Source organism: Pseudomonas sp. Irchel 3E13, assembly GCF_900187455.1.
Lineage (GTDB): Bacteria > Pseudomonadota > Gammaproteobacteria > Pseudomonadales > Pseudomonadaceae > Aquipseudomonas.
Map to the genome: position 1 here is coordinate 329,519 of NZ_FYDX01000003.1, position 16,931 is coordinate 346,449.

The window sequence follows — 16,931 nt, forward strand, 5'->3', positions numbered from 1 at the left end:
TCGACGGGCTGGCTCATTCGGCGATGTAGGTGGGCGGCGCGACCCGGAAAGACTTGGTCAGCCAGGTCAGGTAGAGCACGCCGAACAACGCCCAGGCGCCGCCGAACAGCAGCGAGTGTTCGTCGAGGTCGAGCCAGAGCATGGCGATGATGCAAAAACCGATGGTGGGCAGGACCAGGTACTTGAGCTTGTTGGCCAGCCCCTGGTTGCGACCTTCGCGCAGGTAGCAGTGATTGATCACCGACAGGTTGACGAAGCTGAAGGCCACCAGCGCGCCGAAGTTGATCACCGACGTGGCGGTCACCAGGTCGAAGAAGATCGCCGACAGGGCGATGAAACCGACGACGGCGATGTTCAGCACGGGCGTCTTGAACCGTGGGTGCAGTCGCGCGAAGACGTTGTGCGGGATCACTTTGTCGCGGCCCATGACAAACAGTAGACGCGACACGCTGGCCTGGGAGGCGAGGCCTGAGGCGATGGTGTTGATCACCGTGCAAGCGATGAAGATCGACTGGAACAGCTTGCCGCCGACATACAGGGCGATTTCCGGCAGCGCGGCTTCGTGGTCATGGAAGCGGTCCATGGTCGGGAAGTAGGACTGGATGAAGAACGACATGAGGATGAACACCACGCCGCCGATCAGGGCGATCAGGAAGATCGCGCGGGGGATGACTTTCTCCGGCTGGTGGGTTTCTTCCGAGAGCGTGGTGACCGCATCGAAGCCCAGGAACGAGAAACAGAGAATCGTCGCCCCTGCCATCAGCGCGCTGAACTGGGTTTTCTCGTCGGCGAACGGGGTCAGCGACCAGGCCGTACCCAGGCCTTCACCCTGGTGCAGGCCGCGCAGGCAGAGGTAAACGAACACCGCCATGATCAGAATCTGCACGGCGACGAACAGCGTGTTGAAGTTCGCCACCAGATTGATGCTGCGCATGTTGACCAGGCTGATCAGCGTGACGAAGCCCGCCACCCAGATCCACTCCGGCACTTCCGGGAACATCGCCGAAAGGTAGAGCTTGGCGAGGAGCGCGTTGACCATCGGCAGCAGCAGGTAATCCAGCAGCGACGACCAGCCGACAAGGAAGCCGACATAGGGATTGATTGCCCGTTGGGTGTAGGTGTACGCCGAGCCGGACTGCGGGAAGCGTCGTACCAGCGTGCCGTAGCTCACCGCCGTGAAGAGGATGCCGAGCAGGGCCAGGACATAGGCGCTGGGCACGTGGCCGGCAGTGATGCCAGAGACGATGCCGAAGGTGTCGAACACCGTCATCGGTGCGATATACGCAAGGCCTATGACCACCACCTGCCAGAGGCGAAGGGATTTGCGCAGTTGGACGTTGCCGGCGCTGCTGTGTTCAGGCTGCATGGGGGCGATGCTCCTGAAGCAGGACGGCGGATACGGCGCGCGGCGGGCACGGCAAGGTTGAGCGGATCAGCTCCATGTTGTTTACCTTTTATGGCGGAGCGGAAATGGGCGCGGGCAAGGCGCCGGTGTCAGGTTTTGCAGGACCGGAACGACGAAGGCGGTGCGTGTGGGCAAGGGCGGACGGGCGTCATGATGGCGGCGGCGCTGTTCTTCTTCGTTTATCGGGCGCAGGGCAAGGTGTGAAAAATAAGAAACGAAGGGGCGGTAGCGTGTCAAGTAAAACGCTACATTATTTTTATTTCATGAATATTTATCGAGATTTTTTGTATTTTTGCGGCGTATTTTTGCAATCGACAGCTATTAGTCGATTTAAATGTCCGTAAAAATTGACGGTATTTACCGTGCTATTGGCCAGTTGATCTGGCAACTGGTTAATTGGGGAAGGGGGAACGGCCCATGTCAGGCCTCTTGCAGCACCTTTAGCGCGGCGGAGGCCAGAAAGCCGGAGCGGCTGCGTTGTTCGGGGTGGTGTCTCACATACTCGTCGATCCGGGTCAGCAGATGACGGGGCAGGGTGATATTGAGCTTCTCGGCTTTGCCCAGGTATTTGGAGACATCGATTTCGATCAAGGCCCAGATGCAGCCGTCGAATTCAGGGTTTGCGGAGTGAAATGTTACTTTTCGCGCAGCAGGAATTGGCGTTCCATCTTCAGCCAGCAACTCCAGATGCCCTTCGATCGCTTCCCGGGCCATTGCCATGGCGTCATCCAGATCATCGCCTGCCGAGAAGCATCCCGGGATGTCGGGCACTTCCACCCCCCAGGCATGGCTGTCATCTCCAGGACGAATCGCGATTGGATAGAGCATTGCTGTGTCCTCCTCGGACGGCCTGACGAAAAGCTTGGGCTCCTTGATCGGAGTCATTCAGAGCTGGGCTTGTTTCAGAATGCTGGCAACCGTTTTTGCCAGAAGATCCTTCTTGGGATGTGGAATGGTGACGAGTCCCGGTTTCTCCGGGTGCTTGAAGTGATGGTGGCTACCTCTGGTGCGCACGAGGAACCAACCGTCTGACTCAATCTTCGCTATCAGCTCCCGGCTATTCACCCTACCTCCTGGTGGTTAGTATACCTACCGACTTCATGCGATCAACACTATACCTACCCGCCCGATTACGAGTGCAGGGGAGGTGTATCAGGGTGCGATAGAGGAAATCGAAGCACGCCAAACGTAAACCGGCCCCCTGGAAAGGGTCGATGGAGGCATATTCAGGATGGGAGTTGAAGCGAGGGGGAATCTGGAGCGGGTGAAGGGAATCGAACCCTCGTTATCAGCTTGGGAAGCTGGAGTAATGCCATTATACGACACCCGCGCAGGCCGACTTTTTACCAGAACCGTGAAACGATTTGAAGCTTTATCCGTGAATCGTGCGTGCGACCTGTAGCGACAGGGCGGTGATCTTCATTTTGCCCGGCAGGGCGATCGATACCGCTGGCTGTGCTACAGGCGCCCGTTCCTCTCAGATGGCCAGTGCATGCTGGCCCTGTACAGGCTGGTAACGCAGACGTTGTTCACGTTGCGTCGGCTTGAGGAAGTTCAGCAGCACATCGCGGGTGTCGCGGCAGGCCGATTTGTTTTCCATGTCGAGAAAGTGCCCGGCGCTGCGGATCTCGCTGAAGTGCGAGTTGCGCACGTGACGGCCGAACTGCCGCGCATCGGTGGCGGTGGTGTATTCATCCCACTCACCGTTGACGAACAGCACCGGGATGTCGATGGCCCGGGCCGAACTCAGCGCCTTTTCCAGGTCGTGGTCCAGCACCTGGTGGATGTGGAAGTGCATCTGCGCGTATTCGTGGTTGTCCAGGCTGCTGACGTGCCGGTAGTTGAAGCGCTTGAACAACGGCGGCAGGTACTTGCCGATGGTGTCGTTGACCAGATTGCCGACCTGATAGCGGTCGCAATCCTTGAGGAACCTCGACCCGCGTTGCAGGTAGTCGCGCATCGGTTCGTTGATCACCGGTGAGAACGAGCTGACCACGGCACGCTCGATGCGCCGTGGCTTGTGCGCCAGGGCCATGAGGGTGCAGGCGCCGCCCCATGAGAAGGACATGACCTGGTCGGCGGCGAAGTGGTCGATCAATTCCAGCAGGATCTGCCCTTCGGTTTCCTTGGTCAGCAGTCTTTCGTTGCTGTTGTGCGGCTTGGACTTGCCGGCATACGGCTGGTCGTAGAGCACAACGTTGAATTGCGGGAGCAAGTTGCGCACGGTCTGCGAAAAAGAAGCCGTGGTAGCCAGCGAGCCGTTGACCAGGATGATCGTTTTCTCGGCCTCTTGCGAACGGTGGAACTCCGTGTAAACCCGGTACTGCCCCTGTATATCCAGCACAGCGATTTCTGGCCTCATGTCATCGACTCCTGGCGCAAAAAAGGGTATCCGTCCAAGCAAGCTTGCACGTTCTTTATGACAGGTAGGCATACGCCTGGAAGTGAAGCGAGGGGCCCTTGTCGATCCGATACCGGCTTGGTCGACGGGTGTTGTTCTTGGTGGGCAATCTGCCGGTCTCCTGCGCATCGAGGCACGGGTAGCCAGCAAAAAGGTGTCTTGGACTACGACTGTGACCGGCAAGTCACATGAAGACCGACGATTCGATTCAAGCAGCCCGTGGACGATGCCGCAAGTGCCGTTCGGGCAATTAATGAATTTTTTCTGTCGGACGCGGGCGGTTCAGATTGCCAGGATTTCGTCCGCACGCAGCGGCCGGTAGTGCCCGGGGGCAAGCGCCGGGTCCAGTTCCAGCGGGCCCATGCGCTCGCGATGCAGGCGCACCACCTTGTTGTCGTAGTGGCCGAACATGCGTTTCACCTGGTGGTAGCGGCCCTCGATGATGCTCAGGCGTGCGCTGTGGCTGCTGAGCGGCTCCAGGTCGGCGGGCTGGGTGGTGAGGTCTTCGAAGGCGAAGTAGAACCCCTCGCGAAAGCGCGCGACGTAGTGCTCCTCGATCGGCTGCTCGGTCTCCACGTAATAGACCTTGGGCAGTTTGGTCTGCGGCTGGGTCAGGCGTCGCGACCATTGCCCGTCGTTGGTCAGCAGCATCAGGCCGGTGGTGTTGAAGTCCAGGCGCCCGGCAATGTGCAGGTCGTCCTTGTCTGGCTCGTCGAGCAGGTCCAGCACCGTCGGGTGAACCGGGTCCGTGGTGGCGCTGACGCAGCCGGCCGGTTTGTGCAGCATGAAGTAACGGGCCGGATGCCCGGCCTGCAACACTTGCTCGTCCACTTCGACGCGGCTGAACACCCGGACTTCATGCCGCGGATCATTCACCACCTGGCCATCGACCCGCACGCGGCGCTCCACCAGCAGCAAGCGCACTTGCTGGCGATTGAAGCAGGGCAGGTTGGTGAGGAAACGATCGAGGCGCATGGGTAAGGACGGGCGATAAAAGGGCGCGCAGTTTAGCCGTTTGGTGAAACGTCGGCAGCTTTCAGTTGGGCATCGACCTGCGCACAGGACGGGCACAGGCAGGCGACGTTGCGCAGCTCGGCGGGCAGCGCCTCGATCAGCGCCGGATCGATCTGCACGCTGTAGCACCAGCAGGCCCGGTCCGCGGTGCGCGGATCGGCGAGGCTGCACTGATTAAGGGCGCCGCAGGCGGGGCAGCGGTCGGGATCAGCCATGGTCGGGCGCTGAAGGTTCGCAGCAGACGCGATTGCGCCCGCTCTGTTTGGCCCGGTATAGCGCCAGGTCGGCGCGGGCGATAAGGCTGTGCAGGGTGTCGTTGGCGTGGAGGCTGCTCAAACCGATGCTGGTGGTCAGTTCGATGGCGGTTTCACCGAACATGAACGTCCGCTCTTCGGTGCGCTGGCGGATCTTCTCGGCCACGGCGAGCCCCTTCGTCGCATCGGTGTCCTTGAGCAGGACGACAAATTCCTCGCCGCCCCAGCGGCAGAGTATGTCGGCCTGGCGCAGGCTGCCTTCAAGCACCCGGGCGAACTGGCGCAGCACTTCGTCGCCGGCCAGGTGGCCATAGGTGTCGTTGAGTTCCTTGAAGTGGTCGAGGTCGATCAGCAAGGCGGTCAACGGCGCTGGCGTGCGCTCTGCTTCCAGCAGCGCCTGGGCCGCCAGCAGGTCGAAGGCGCGGCGGTTGTGCAGGTGGGTCAGGCTGTCGAGGGTCGCCAGTTCCTGAATACCGTCCTGATGCCGGCGGATCATGCCGTTGATCATCGCCAGGACAATCAGCGAGATGACCCCGCAGATCGCCAGGTTCAGGTACAGCGACTGCTTCGCGCTGTCGAGGCTGTCGCCGATGGGCTTGTCGACGAACAGGTACCAGTCCAGTTCGGGAATGAAGCGCACATTGAGGTAGTGGCTCTGGCCGTTGCGCTCGTAGTCGCGGCTGCCGGTGGTCGGCGTCGGCATGCGCGCCAGCAGGGGGCTCAGCGCTGGAATGCTGTCCAGCGAAATCCCGGCGCGGGCGCCTTCCGGGCCGCCGGACGAGCCGGTGAGGACAATCTTGCCGCGGGCATCGACGAAGTACACCGCCCGCTGGTAACGCAACTGGTAGGCATCGATCAGCCTGACCACCGCATCGACCGTTAGCCCGACCCCGGCTGCGCCGATGAAATTGTGGTTGTAGTCGAACACCTTGTAGTTGATGAACACCGTCATGCGGTCCTGGTTGGCCATGTCCAGGTCGACGTTGATTTCGTAGGGCGCCGTCATCTGCTTGACCCGCGCGTACCAGCGGTCGCGCTCGGTGCTCGGGTCGATTTTCTTGAGGATGCCCTTGGCCTGGTAATAGGTGCCGCTCGCCTCGGACACGAAGAACGCGGTGTAGGCGCGCTGCTGGCGCTCGACCTCACTGAGGTAGCGGGTGACCTGCTCCGGGTTGGTTTCGCCAGCGAGAGTCCAGTCGCGCAGGAAGGTGTCCTGCGCCATCATCGAGGACACCACGATGGGCCGGATCAGGTCTTTCTGGATTTCCGAATAGACCGTGTCGGACGTCAGCGGCAGTTCGGTATTGACGATGTTGTCGCGGATCGAACTGCGCGAGGCGTAGTAGCTGACCAGCGAAGTCGAGATGAAGCCGCAGCCAAGTAACAGCAGTAATGCCAGCAGCAGGGACCGTTGCGAAAACAGGGCGGAACGAAGCGGCATGGGAATCCCGGGAGCAGCTACCAATGCCTCCTATTCTAGAGGTGTAACAAAAAAATAACCGGAGGATTTTTGTCGGCTTCAACCTATTTCAAATTATTGCTGAAATCGCACGGCACGGACTTTTCGCGGTCTGATTCAATGTCGATGAACGTTTGCCGATCGACGCCGACCAGCGCCGCTGGGATGGGCAGTTCCGCGGTCCAGGAGGCCGCCATGTATCGCCAACTCTCTCTGCTTGCCGTATTGGGTTTGTTGCTCACCGCTTGTGCGCCTTATGGGGGCGGTGGCTACTATCGAACCGATGTCTATTCGGTCGATCGCTATGACTATCCGGGTTACTACCGGCCGGCTTATCCCTACAACCGCGGTTACTACGTAGTACCCCAGCAACCGCGTTACTACGCTCCGGCGCCGCGCTACTACCAACCGGCGCCAGGCCCGTCCCACCGCCCGTATCCCGGCCCTGGTCGCTATGACGGTCATGGCCCTGGTCGTCCAGACGGCGGTTGGAACCGCGGGCCTGACCGCAATGATCACGGCTGGAACCGTGGTCCTGATCGCAACGACCATAACTGGAGCCGCGGACCAGGTCGTGACGACCGGGGTGGCGGTTGGCGTGGCAATCGCGGTGACGGCCGCGGCGATGGACGCAATGGCGACCGCAACGGCGACCGTGGCCGGGACCACTGATCGCTAAATCCGACACCCCCTGACGCCTGGCCTCACGCCAGATCCGCCAGGGGGTGTCGTCCTTCCCAGGCCTTGTTGAAATGCGCTTCGACCACCGCCTCCGGCACCTGGGCAATGTCCGGCCAGTGCCAGTGGGGCGTGTTGTCCTTGTCCAGCAAACGCGCCCGCACGCCCTCGCTGAATTCCGGGTGCCGGCAGCAATTCAGGCTCATGGCGTATTCCATCTGGAACACCTGCGCCAGTGACAGATAACGCGCCCGGCGGATCTGCTCCCAGACCAGATGCGCGGTCAACGGGCAGCCCTTGAGCAACGTCCGCGCGGCATTGGCCAACACCACGTCGTCCTGCTGCGCCAGTTGAGCGATGCCCTTCCAGGCGCAGGCCGGATCACTGACATCCAGAACCTTGTCGATCTTCTCCCGGCGCGGCAGCCATTGCGCCGCGGGCAGCGCTTCGTGCGCCTCCTGCTCCAGCGCCTTGAGCAGGCTGTTGAGTTGCATCGCGGTCTGTTCCTGCCAGTTCAGTTGCAGCAGACCGTCGATCAGTTGCTCTTGTTGTTCGTCTTTCATGAAGCGGTCGGCCAGGCCCAGGTCAATAGCGTCGCGGCCATTGATCGGCGCACCGGTCAGGCCAAGAAACAGGCCGAGACGGCCGGGCAGGCGGGCGAGAAACCAACTGGCGCCGACGTCCGGATAAAGCCCGATACTGATCTCCGGCATGGCCAGGCGGCTGGACGGGGTGACGATGCGTACCCCGGCGCCCTGCAGCAGCCCCATGCCACCACCGAGCACATGGCCGTGGCCCCAGCACAGCAGCGGTTTGGGATAGTGATGCAGCGAATGGTCGAGACGGTATTCGGCGGCGAAAAAGTGCGCGGCCAGCGGCGGCACTTCGCCGGGGTGGGCGCGACACGCCTCCACCAGGCTGCGCACGTCGCCGCCGGCGCAGAACGCCTTGGCGCCGTTGCCGCGCAGCAGCACGCAGACGATCGCCGGATCCTGGGCCCAGGCACGCAGGTGCAGGCTCAACTGCTCGATCATCGGCAGCGACAGGGCGTTGAGGCTCGACGGCGCATCGAGGGTGGCAATGCCGAGACGCGCGCCGTCGACACCGGTGAGTACTTCGAACTGCACAGCCATGGGCGACCTCACTCAAGTAGACCCGACAAGTATGGTCGCTGAGGCTGATCGTGCAGGTCGCCGGTCGGATCGATTGACAAGCGCGGACAGCTTTCCTAGTGTCCGCCCCATTGTTCAACGGATACCCCCATGACCGACGACGACCGTATCAAGCTCGAACCCAGTTGGAAGGAGGCCTTGCGCGCCGAATTCGAACAGCCCTACATGCACGAACTGCGCGAATTCCTGCGTCAGGAAAAGGCCGCCGGCAAAGAGGTCTATCCGCCTGGCCCGCTGATTTTCAACGCCCTCAACTCCACGCCGCTGGACCAGGTGAAAGTGGTGATCCTCGGCCAGGACCCGTACCACGGCCCGGGCCAGGCCCACGGCCTGTGCTTCTCGGTGCAGCCGGGCGTGGCCACGCCGCCATCGCTGGTCAATATCTATAAAGAGCTGCATCGCGACCTGAACATCGAGATCCCCCGCCACGGCTACCTGCAATCCTGGGCCGACCAGGGTGTGCTGCTGCTCAACACCACCATGACCGTGGAGCGCGCCAACGCCGCGTCCCACGCCAACAAGGGCTGGCAGTTCTTCACCGACCGGATCATCCAGGTGGTCAGCGAGCGGCAGTCCAATGTGGTGTTCCTGCTCTGGGGCGCTCACGCGCAAAGCAAGAGCAAGCTGATCGATGGCAGCAAGCACCTGGTACAGAAATCCGTGCACCCGTCGCCGCTGTCCGCCTATCGCGGATTCCTCGGCTGCGGGCATTTCAGCCGTACCAACAAGTTCCTCGAAGAGCGTGGACTGACGCCGATCGACTGGCAGGTTCCGCCGCTGTAATCAACTCAGGGCCCGCGCCTTGCAGGTGCGGGCCTAGGGTTCTGGCGGTGGCTCGCTGGCCGCCCAATGCCGGAACAAGGGTTCCGCCAAAAACAACACGAACAACAACCGCATCATCTGCAGTGCCGTCACCAGCGGTACCGACAGTTGCAGGGTTTCCGCGGTCAGGCTCATCTCGGCGATACCGCCGGGCATCATGCCCAGGGTCAGCGAACGCAGGTCGAGGTTGGTTGCAGCACTGAGCACCAGGGCTGCGATGGCGGCAATCAGCATGGTCAATACGGTGGCCGCCAGGGTGCGGGCGAGGAACGAAGGCGCGCGCCGGAAGAACGCGCGGTTGAAGTGACAGCCCAGACCGCTGCCGATCAGCCACTGGCCGATCTGGCTGGCGCCGTCCGGCAGACCCAGGTGCAGGTTCCAGCCAATACTGGCGACACCCGCCACCAGCAGTGGCCCGAACAGCCACGGATTGGGCTGCTTCAGGCGTTGCCAGGTCCACGCCACCAGCGCGCCGAGCGGGAACAGCAGCGCCAGCCAGGCCCAATTGACCGCACCGGCATGGGCGATCGGCACACCGTCTCCCAGCAGGTACTTGAACGCCGCTGGCACGCACAGTACCACCGCCAAAACCCGCAGACTTTGCCCGGCCGCCACGCGGCTGAGGTTGGCGCCATTGCGCGCGCCAAGGTTTACCATCTCGCCCGAGCCGCCCGGCATGCTGGAGAAGAACGCGGTGGCGCGGTCCTCACCGGTGCGCCGCAGCAGCCAGACGCCGACCACACTGGAAAAACTGGTGATCAGCGCGCCGAAGAAGATCAGGCCGAAATGGCTGGCAACCTGTTCAGCGACATGCGGCGTGAAGTGCAGACCGATGCCGATCCCGACCACCCATTGCCCGCACTTGCGCCCGCCCGGGATCTCCGCCAATTGCCACGGCGTAAGGCAGCGCACCAGGATGATCGCCAGCAACGAACCGACCATGAACGGCAACGGCCAGCCGATGGCGCTGGCCGCGAACCCGCCGGCCAGGCCGACCAGCGGGGTTGCCCACCATTGTCTGAAAGACGACTCAGACATCGGCCAGGGCGCGACGCTGCAGGACCCGGCGACGCCAGATGCGGATCAGCGGCAGGGTCATCATCAGCACGGTCAGGGTCCACACCGCGACACTGATCGGGCTCGACCAGAGGATGTCCAGAGCGCCATTGGAGATCGACAGCGCGCGGCGCAGGTTCTGTTCCATCAGGCCGCCGAGGATGAAGCCAAGCAGGATCGGCGACAGCGGGAAGTCCAGCTTGCGCAGGATGTAACCCATGATGCCGATGCCGACCATCAGGAACAGGTCGAAGGTGGTGGCGTGCACGGCGTAGACGCCGATCGCGGTGATGATCGCGATCACCGGCACCAGCGCCCAGTTCGGTACGGCGAGGATGCGGGTGAAGATGCGGATCATCGGGATGTTCAGGATCACCAGCATGATGTTGGCGATGAACAGCGAGGCGATCAGGCCCCAGACGATGTCCGGTTGTTGTTCGAACAGCATCGGCCCGGGGGTGATGTTGTACAGGGTCAGTGCGCCGATCATCACGGCGGTGGTGCCGGAACCTGGAACGCCGAGGGTCAGCATCGGCACCAGGGCGCCGCAGCAGGAGGCGCCGATGGCGGTTTCAGGGGCCGCGAGACCACGGGCGTCACCTTTGCCGAACTTGCCGCTGGCACCGGCGATGCGCTTCTCGGTCATGTAAGCCACCGCGCTGGCGAGGGTCGCGCCGGCGCCGGGGAGCACGCCCATGATGAAGCCGAGCAGGCCGCAGCGGATATTCACCACGAACACCGAGGCCGCTTCCTTGAAGTTGAACAGCATGCGTCCGGTGGCTTTCACCGCTTCGTGGCCGTGGTGGGTCTTTTCCAGCAGCAGGAGGATTTCGCTGATGGAGAACAGGCCCAGCACCAGCACGACGAACTGGATGCCGTCGGCCAGGTGCACGCTGTCACCGGTGAAGCGGTACACGCCGCTGTTGGCGTCGATGCCGACGCTGGACAGGAACAGGCCGATCAACGCGGCGATAAAGGTTTTCAGCGGTCGGTCGCCGGCCATCCCGCCGAGACAGACGATGGCGAACACCATCAGCACGAAGTACTCCGCCGGTCCGAAGGCGATCGCCCATTTCGCCAGCAGCGGGGCGAACAGCACCATGCCGCAGGTGGCGATGAAGGCACCGATGAACGAACTCCACGCCGACAGCGACAGCGCCACACCGGCCAGGCCCTGGCGGGCCATCGGGTAACCGTCGAGGGTGGTCATCACGGTGGAGGCCTCGCCCGGGATGTTGAGCAGGATCGAACTGATCCGGCCGCCGTATTCGCAGCCCAGGTACACCGCCGCCAGCAGGATCAGCGCCGACTCCGGCGGCAGGCCGAGGGCGAACGCGATGGGGATCAGCAGTGCAACGCCGTTGATCGGGCCGAGGCCCGGCAGCAGGCCGACCACGGTGCCGATCAGGGTGCCGCAGAGTGCGGTGACGAGGTTGTACGGGCTGAGGGCCACGCCGAAGCCCTGGCCCAGATAACTTAAGGTATCCATGTCAATTCTCCAGAACGTCGAGCAGGCCAAGCGGCAGTGGAACGTCCATCACCCGGTCGAACAGCACATACAGGGCGATGCTCATGAGGCCGACGATGATCACGCTGTGCAGCCAGCGACCACCGTACAGGCGGGCCATCGGCACGCCGATGAGGATGCTGCTGATGATGAAACCGAGGGATTCGAAGGTGGCGGCAAAAACCACCAGCAGGCCGACGCAGAGGCCGATTTTGTTCAGGGTTTCGCGGTCCAGTTCCGGTTCGTCCTCACTGCGGACAATCGGGGTGGGGCGAAAGGCCAGGTAGAGCAGGGCCAGGCCCATCAGGCCAAGCATCAACAGCGGGTAGGCGCGGGGGCCGACCGGTTCGTAGGAAAATGCGGCCTGGTAGGGCCAGGCCATGACGGCCAGGGCGGCACACACCGCCAGCAGGATCAGGGCGAAGACACGTTGCAGGATCATCAAGAAATCCTCGGTGAGGGCAGGGGGCCGCGTTGCGGCCTTCGCGAGCAAGCTCGCTCCCACAGGGTTCGGTATTCAGGATTGGCTCGCCCCGGCGGGAGCGAGCCTGGCGGGTTGCCGCACGGTCGCGAAGGACTGCGCAGCAGCCCCGGGGAACTACTGAATCAGCCCGAATTCCCGAGCCAGCGCCTTGTAGTCGGCGACCTGTTTCTTGACGTAGGTGTCCAGCTCTTCACCGGTCATGGCGAACGGGAACAGCTCGCGCTGGTCACGCAGTTTGGCGAACTCTTCGGAGGCCAGCAGTGTGTCGAAGGACGCTTTCCACCAGGCGTAGTCTTCGTCGCTCACCTTCGGCCCGAGGTAGAACCCGCGCACCACTGGCCAGACGATGTCGTAGCCCTGTTCCTTCGCGGTAGGAATGTCCTTCATCTCCGGCTCGTCCAGGCGCTTGTCGGAGAACACTGCGAGCAGGCGCATGTCGCCGCTCTGGATATGCGGCATGGAGTCGGAAATGTCGGTACTGCCGACCTGAATATGGCCGCCGAGCAACGCGGTAGCAATTTCGCCACCGCCTTCCAGGGCCACGTAGCGCAGGTCACGCGGGTTGATGCCGGCGGCCTTGGCGATCAGCGCGGTCTGCATCCAGTCCTGGCTGCCTACGGTGCCACCGGAACCAATGACCACTTTGCTCGGATCTTTCTTCAAGGCCGCGACCAGATCGTCGAGGGTCTTGTAGGGCGAATCGTTTTTAACTGCGATGGCACCGTAGCTGGTGCCCACCGCCGCCAGCCAGCGCACGGCGTTCTCGTCGAACCGGCCGAACTTGCCCTGGGCCAGGTTCAGCAACGAACCGCTGGACCAGGCCACCAGCGTCCCGGCGTCGCCCGGACGCTGGGCGACCACGGCGTTGTAGGCCACCGCGCCGACACCGCCGGGCATGTAGGTCACACGCATTGGCTTGCTGAGAATTTTCTCGTTGACCAGTGCGCTTTGCACCAACTTGCAGGTCAGGTCGAAGCCACCGCCCGGCGAGGCCGGGGCGATGCATTCAGGGCGTTTCGGTTCGGCAGCCAGCACCTGGCCGGCCAGCAACAGGCAACCGGTGGCGAAGGCGATTCGGCGTAGTGAAAAGGTCATCGTCAGTCTCCGTAGCTTTAATTGTTATAGGCGGATTACCACAGGGCCACGCTGTAGCTCACCAGCAGCCGCACCTCGTCCGCGTCGCGGGCGAAGTTGGAGCGGTAGGTGGCGTTGCGCAGGCGTACGGCGACGTTTTTCAGCGTCCCGCTCTGCACCACGTACTTGAGCTCGGTGTTGCGTTCCCATTCTTTGCCTTCGCTGCCGTTCGCCAGGCTGACGTTGTCCCCGTTGACGTAACGGGTCATGAAGCTCAGCCCTGGAATGCCGATTTTGGCGAAGTCGTAGTCGTAACGCACTTGCCAGGAGCGCTCGTCGGCCCCGGCGAAGTCGTTGATCTGGACGAAGTTGACGAGGTACGGGTCGGAGCCATCCACGTAGGGGAAGGCGCTGTCGCCGGACATGCTCTGGTACGCGGCGCTGAACTTGTGGCCGTTGAGGCCGTAGCTGAGCATGCCGTTGAGCGAGGTGTTGTCGATCTTGCCGCCGCGGGCCTGGCCCTGGTCGTCGCTGATCGCCAGGCGCAGGTCGGCGCCGAAGGTGCCCGGGCCGAACGGCTGGGTGGCGACCAGGCCGGCGAAATGCTGGCGATACACGTCGTCGAGCTGGGCGAAGTGATAGCTGCCGGTGATGCGGTCAGTGAATTTGTAGTCCAGGCCGGCGAGGTCGAAATGATTGCCGGCGACGGTGCCCAGGAAGCGACCGTTCTTGTTGTTCAGTGCGATGTCTTCCTTGTTGGTGTCATCGCGATCCTTGGCCTTCTCCAGGCGCCCGCCGGTGAAGGTCAGGTTCTTCAATTCTTTGGAGGTCAGCAATCCGCCTTCGAAGGTCTGCGGCAGGATCCGCCCGTCGTTGGGCTTGAGGGTTGGCAGTTCCGGGATCAGCGTGCCGATCTTCAGCTCGGTGGCGGAGATCTTCACCTTGCCGGTCAGGCCGAGCTTGGAGTATTCGTCGGCGGCGCGGCCGTCATCATGGGTCGGCAACAGGCCGGTGCCGGTGCGGTCGGGGCTGGAGTCGAGCTTGATGCCGAGCATGCCCAGCGCATCGACGCCAAAACCGACGGTGCCTTCGGTGTAGCCGGACTGGAGGTTGAGCATGAAACCCTGGGCCCATTCGTCGCGCTTGGATTGCTGCGCGCTGGTGCCGTCGCGAAAGTCGCGGTTGAAGTACATGTTGCGGGTTTCGAAGGTGGCGCTGCTGTCTTCGATGAAGGCGGCCTGGCTCAGCGGGGCGACGCTGCAAAGGGCAATGGCGCTGGCGAGGGAAGTCGGACGAGCGGAAGGACGACGAGTAGGCGCGAACGCCTGCGGCTGTGATGACAGCATCGTGGAGTAACCCCGTTTATTGTTCTTATCGGTTCGAACACTGCGGTTCGTTCTACGGCTCCCGGAAAGGGCCGTGAACGGATGCTAGGGGCTCAACCTTTCGCTAACCTTTCAATCGACTTTCATCCGCGCGGTGGCTTCACAGGCCATGCTTCCTCTGTAAACTCCGCGCCACTGAACGCGATGCGACCGGGAGAAATCGATGCGAGTGCTGCTCGTCGAAGACCATCTGCAACTGGCCGAAAGCGTGGCCCAGGCGCTGAAAAGCACCGGCCTGACCGTGGACGTGCTGCACGATGGCGTGGCCGCCGACCTGGCCCTGGCCAGCGAGGAATACGCCGTGGTGGTGCTCGATGTGGGCCTGCCGCGGATGGACGGCTTCGAAGTGCTGGCGCGCCTGCGTGCCCGTGGCAAGACCGTCCCGGTGCTGATGCTCACCGCGCGCAGTGACGTCAAGGACCGGGTCCACGGCCTCAACCTTGGCGCCGACGATTACCTGGCCAAGCCGTTCGAACTGACCGAACTGGAAGCGCGGGTCAAGGCCCTGCTACGGCGCAGCGTGCTCGGCGGCGAGCGCCAGCAGCGCTGCGGTCCGCTGGTCTACGACCTCGATACCCGGCGCTTCACCCTCAGCGATGAACTGCTGACCCTGACCTCCCGCGAACAGGCAGTGCTGGAGGCGTTGATCGCCCGTCCTGGCCGGGTGATGAGCAAGGAGCAACTGGCCTCCCAGGTCTTCGGCCTGGACGAGGAAGCCAGCGCCGACGCCATCGAAATCTACGTCCATCGGCTGCGCAAGAAACTCGATGGCCACGCTGTCGCCATCGTTACCTTCCGTGGCCTCGGCTACCTCCTTGAGCACCGTGATGCGTAGCGCCGGCAGCCTGCGCGGCCGCCTGCTGTGGAACCTGGCGCTGCTGCTGGTGGTGTTGATGATCGCCAGTGGCCTGAGTGCCTACTGGAACGGTCGCGAAGCTGCCGACACCGCCTACGACCGGACCCTGCTGGCCTCGGCGCGGACCATCGCCGCCGGGTTGTCGCAGCGCGATGGCACCCTCAGCGCCGACGTGCCCTACGTGGCGCTCGACACCTTTGCCTACGACAGCGCCGGACGCATCTACTACCAGGTCAACGACATCCACCAGAAGCTGATTTCCGGCTACGAAAACCTGCCGGCGCCGCCGCCCGGCACCCCACGCACCGACGATTACCCGGCGCTGGCGCGGTTCTACGATGCGCGCTACCTGGGCCAGGATGTGCGCGTGGTCAGCCTGCTCAAGGCGGTCAGCGAACCGAACATGAACGGCATGGCCGAGATTCGCGTGGCCGAGACCGAGGAAGCGCGGGTCCGCATGGCCCGCAGCCTGATGGCCGATACGTTGCTGCGCCTCGGCATGCTGGCGCTGGGGGCATTGCTGCTGGTGTGGTTTGCCGTCAGTGCCGCGTTGCGACCGCTGGAACGGTTGCGCGGCGCCGTGGAAGAGCGCCAGCCGGACGACCTGCGGCCCTTGCCTTCGGTCGAGGTGCAGCACGAACTGGGGCCGCTGGTGCGCGCCTTGAACCACTTCACCGAACGCTTGCGCGAGCAGTTCGAGCGTCAGGCGCAATTCATCGCCGATGCCGCTCACGAGTTGCGCACGCCGTTGGCGGCGCTCAAGGCTCGAGTCGAGTTGGGGCTGCGCTCGAAAGAGCCGCAGGTCTGGCATGAAACCCTGCAGGCCACGGCGCAGAGCACTGACAAGCTGACCCACCTGGCCAATCAGTTGCTGTCCATGGCCCGGGTGGAAAACGGCGCCCGGGCGATTGCCGAGGGCGGCGCGCAATTGCTCGATCTCAGTCAGTTGGCGCGGGAACTGGGCATGGCCATGGCGCCGCTGGCCCATGCCCGCGGGATCGCCCTGGCGCTGGAGGCCGAGGCGCCGGTGTGGGTGCGTGGCGAGCCGACGCTGCTCAACGAGTTGCTCAGTAATCTGGTAGACAACGCTTTGGCGCACACGCCCAAGGGCGGCAACGTGATCTTGCGGGTCACGGCACCGGGCGAGCTGGAAGTCGAGGATGACGGGCCGGGTATACCGGAGCAGGAGCGCGAGAAAGTCTTCGAACGCTTTTACCGGGGCAGTGCCCAGGGCACCGGGTTGGGTCTGGCGATTGTCGGTGAGATCTGCCGCGCGCACCTTGCCGCCATCAGCTTGCATGATGGCGAGAAGGGCGGGTTGAAGGTTCGGGTCAGTTTCAATCCGGCGGGGTGATGGTTTCAGG

At 63.0% G+C, this 16,931-nt stretch carries 18 protein-coding genes and 1 tRNA gene; 5 read left to right on the plus strand and 14 right to left on the minus strand.

Features of this window, described 5'->3' with window-relative positions; genetic code table 11:
- Nucleotides 1–13: 13 nt before the first annotated feature.
- The gene (locus CKW37_RS06290) at nucleotides 14–1,366 is read right to left on the minus strand and encodes an APC family permease (protein ID WP_095154816.1); all 1,353 of its coding nucleotides are present in this window, start codon (nucleotides 1,364–1,366) and stop codon (nucleotides 14–16) included.
- Between the two features lie 74 nt (nucleotides 1,367–1,440).
- Between CKW37_RS06290 and CKW37_RS32345 the strand changes: the two genes are divergently transcribed.
- Nucleotides 1,441–1,749 carry a hypothetical protein gene (locus tag CKW37_RS32345; protein WP_143501918.1) on the plus strand — a complete coding sequence of 103 codons (309 nt, stop codon included), beginning with the start codon at nucleotides 1,441–1,443 and terminating at the stop codon, nucleotides 1,747–1,749.
- Nucleotides 1,750–1,825: 76 nt separating this feature from the next.
- On the opposite strand, the gene CKW37_RS06295 is transcribed toward CKW37_RS32345, so the two are convergent.
- The 7 genes from CKW37_RS06295 to CKW37_RS06325 form a co-directional block, all read right to left on the minus strand.
- On the minus strand, nucleotides 1,826–2,233 hold the full coding sequence (locus tag CKW37_RS06295) for a type II toxin-antitoxin system HicB family antitoxin (RefSeq protein ID WP_095154974.1): 408 nt from the start codon (nucleotides 2,231–2,233) through the stop codon (nucleotides 1,826–1,828).
- A gap of 57 nt (nucleotides 2,234–2,290) precedes the next feature.
- Nucleotides 2,291–2,470 carry a type II toxin-antitoxin system HicA family toxin gene (locus CKW37_RS06300; RefSeq protein WP_095154817.1) on the minus strand — a complete coding sequence of 60 codons (180 nt, stop codon included), beginning with the start codon at nucleotides 2,468–2,470 and terminating at the stop codon, nucleotides 2,291–2,293.
- 191 nt (nucleotides 2,471–2,661) lie between these two features.
- Nucleotides 2,662–2,735: transfer RNA gene (locus CKW37_RS06305), tRNA-Gly, on the minus strand.
- A 147-nt stretch (nucleotides 2,736–2,882) separates the two neighbouring features.
- Nucleotides 2,883–3,767 carry an alpha/beta fold hydrolase gene (locus CKW37_RS06310; RefSeq protein WP_095154818.1) on the minus strand — a complete coding sequence of 295 codons (885 nt, stop codon included), beginning with the start codon at nucleotides 3,765–3,767 and terminating at the stop codon, nucleotides 2,883–2,885.
- 321 nt (nucleotides 3,768–4,088) lie between these two features.
- Nucleotides 4,089–4,781: a pseudouridine synthase gene (locus CKW37_RS06315; protein WP_095154819.1), complete on the minus strand. Its 693-nt coding sequence runs from the start codon at nucleotides 4,779–4,781 to the stop codon at nucleotides 4,089–4,091.
- Between the two features lie 32 nt (nucleotides 4,782–4,813).
- A complete protein-coding gene (locus CKW37_RS06320; protein WP_095154820.1) occupies nucleotides 4,814–5,035 on the minus strand; it encodes a cysteine-rich CWC family protein in 222 nt (73 codons plus the stop codon).
- Nucleotides 5,028–6,515 carry a sensor domain-containing diguanylate cyclase gene (locus CKW37_RS06325; protein WP_095154821.1) on the minus strand — a complete coding sequence of 496 codons (1,488 nt, stop codon included), beginning with the start codon at nucleotides 6,513–6,515 and terminating at the stop codon, nucleotides 5,028–5,030. The genes CKW37_RS06320 and CKW37_RS06325 overlap by 8 nt, the downstream gene beginning before the upstream one ends.
- Before the next feature lie 213 nt (nucleotides 6,516–6,728).
- On the opposite strand from CKW37_RS06325, the gene CKW37_RS06330 reads away from it, so the two are divergent.
- Nucleotides 6,729–7,205: a hypothetical protein gene (locus tag CKW37_RS06330; RefSeq protein WP_095154822.1), complete on the plus strand. Its 477-nt coding sequence runs from the start codon at nucleotides 6,729–6,731 to the stop codon at nucleotides 7,203–7,205.
- 32 nt (nucleotides 7,206–7,237) lie between these two features.
- Here CKW37_RS06330 and CKW37_RS06335 read toward each other — a convergent pair whose 3' ends face one another.
- Entirely contained in the window at nucleotides 7,238–8,344 is a 1,107-nt protein-coding gene (locus CKW37_RS06335; protein ID WP_095154823.1) for an enoyl-CoA hydratase/isomerase family protein, read from the minus strand.
- A gap of 129 nt (nucleotides 8,345–8,473) precedes the next feature.
- Here CKW37_RS06335 and ung point away from each other — a divergent pair, with 129 nt between their 5' ends.
- On the plus strand, nucleotides 8,474–9,166 hold the full coding sequence (gene ung / locus CKW37_RS06340) for a uracil-DNA glycosylase (RefSeq protein ID WP_095154824.1): 693 nt from the start codon (nucleotides 8,474–8,476) through the stop codon (nucleotides 9,164–9,166).
- A 33-nt stretch (nucleotides 9,167–9,199) separates the two neighbouring features.
- On the opposite strand, the gene CKW37_RS06345 is transcribed toward ung, so the two are convergent.
- The 5 genes from CKW37_RS06345 to CKW37_RS06365 form a co-directional block, all read right to left on the minus strand.
- Complete coding sequence (locus tag CKW37_RS06345) at nucleotides 9,200–10,243, minus strand: AbrB family transcriptional regulator (RefSeq protein WP_095154825.1); 1,044 nt, start codon at nucleotides 10,241–10,243, stop codon at nucleotides 9,200–9,202.
- Entirely contained in the window at nucleotides 10,236–11,750 is a 1,515-nt protein-coding gene (locus CKW37_RS06350) for a tripartite tricarboxylate transporter permease (protein ID WP_095154826.1), read from the minus strand. The genes CKW37_RS06345 and CKW37_RS06350 overlap by 8 nt, the downstream gene beginning before the upstream one ends.
- Before the next feature lies 1 nt (nucleotide 11,751).
- Nucleotides 11,752–12,210: a tripartite tricarboxylate transporter TctB family protein gene (locus tag CKW37_RS06355; protein WP_095154827.1), complete on the minus strand. Its 459-nt coding sequence runs from the start codon at nucleotides 12,208–12,210 to the stop codon at nucleotides 11,752–11,754.
- 156 nt (nucleotides 12,211–12,366) lie between these two features.
- Nucleotides 12,367–13,347, minus strand: coding sequence for a tripartite tricarboxylate transporter substrate binding protein (locus tag CKW37_RS06360; RefSeq protein ID WP_095154828.1), 981 nt, complete (start codon nucleotides 13,345–13,347; stop codon nucleotides 12,367–12,369).
- A gap of 35 nt (nucleotides 13,348–13,382) precedes the next feature.
- Nucleotides 13,383–14,672: an OprD family porin gene (locus CKW37_RS06365; RefSeq protein ID WP_095154829.1), complete on the minus strand. Its 1,290-nt coding sequence runs from the start codon at nucleotides 14,670–14,672 to the stop codon at nucleotides 13,383–13,385.
- A gap of 202 nt (nucleotides 14,673–14,874) precedes the next feature.
- Between CKW37_RS06365 and CKW37_RS06370 the strand changes: the two genes are divergently transcribed.
- Together CKW37_RS06370 and CKW37_RS06375 are read left to right on the plus strand one after the other, a co-directional pair.
- Nucleotides 14,875–15,546: a response regulator gene (locus CKW37_RS06370; RefSeq protein ID WP_095154830.1), complete on the plus strand. Its 672-nt coding sequence runs from the start codon at nucleotides 14,875–14,877 to the stop codon at nucleotides 15,544–15,546.
- Nucleotides 15,539–16,921, plus strand: coding sequence for a sensor histidine kinase (locus tag CKW37_RS06375; protein WP_095154831.1), 1,383 nt, complete (start codon nucleotides 15,539–15,541; stop codon nucleotides 16,919–16,921). The genes CKW37_RS06370 and CKW37_RS06375 overlap by 8 nt, the downstream gene beginning before the upstream one ends.
- The last annotated feature ends 10 nt before the right edge of the window (nucleotides 16,922–16,931 follow it).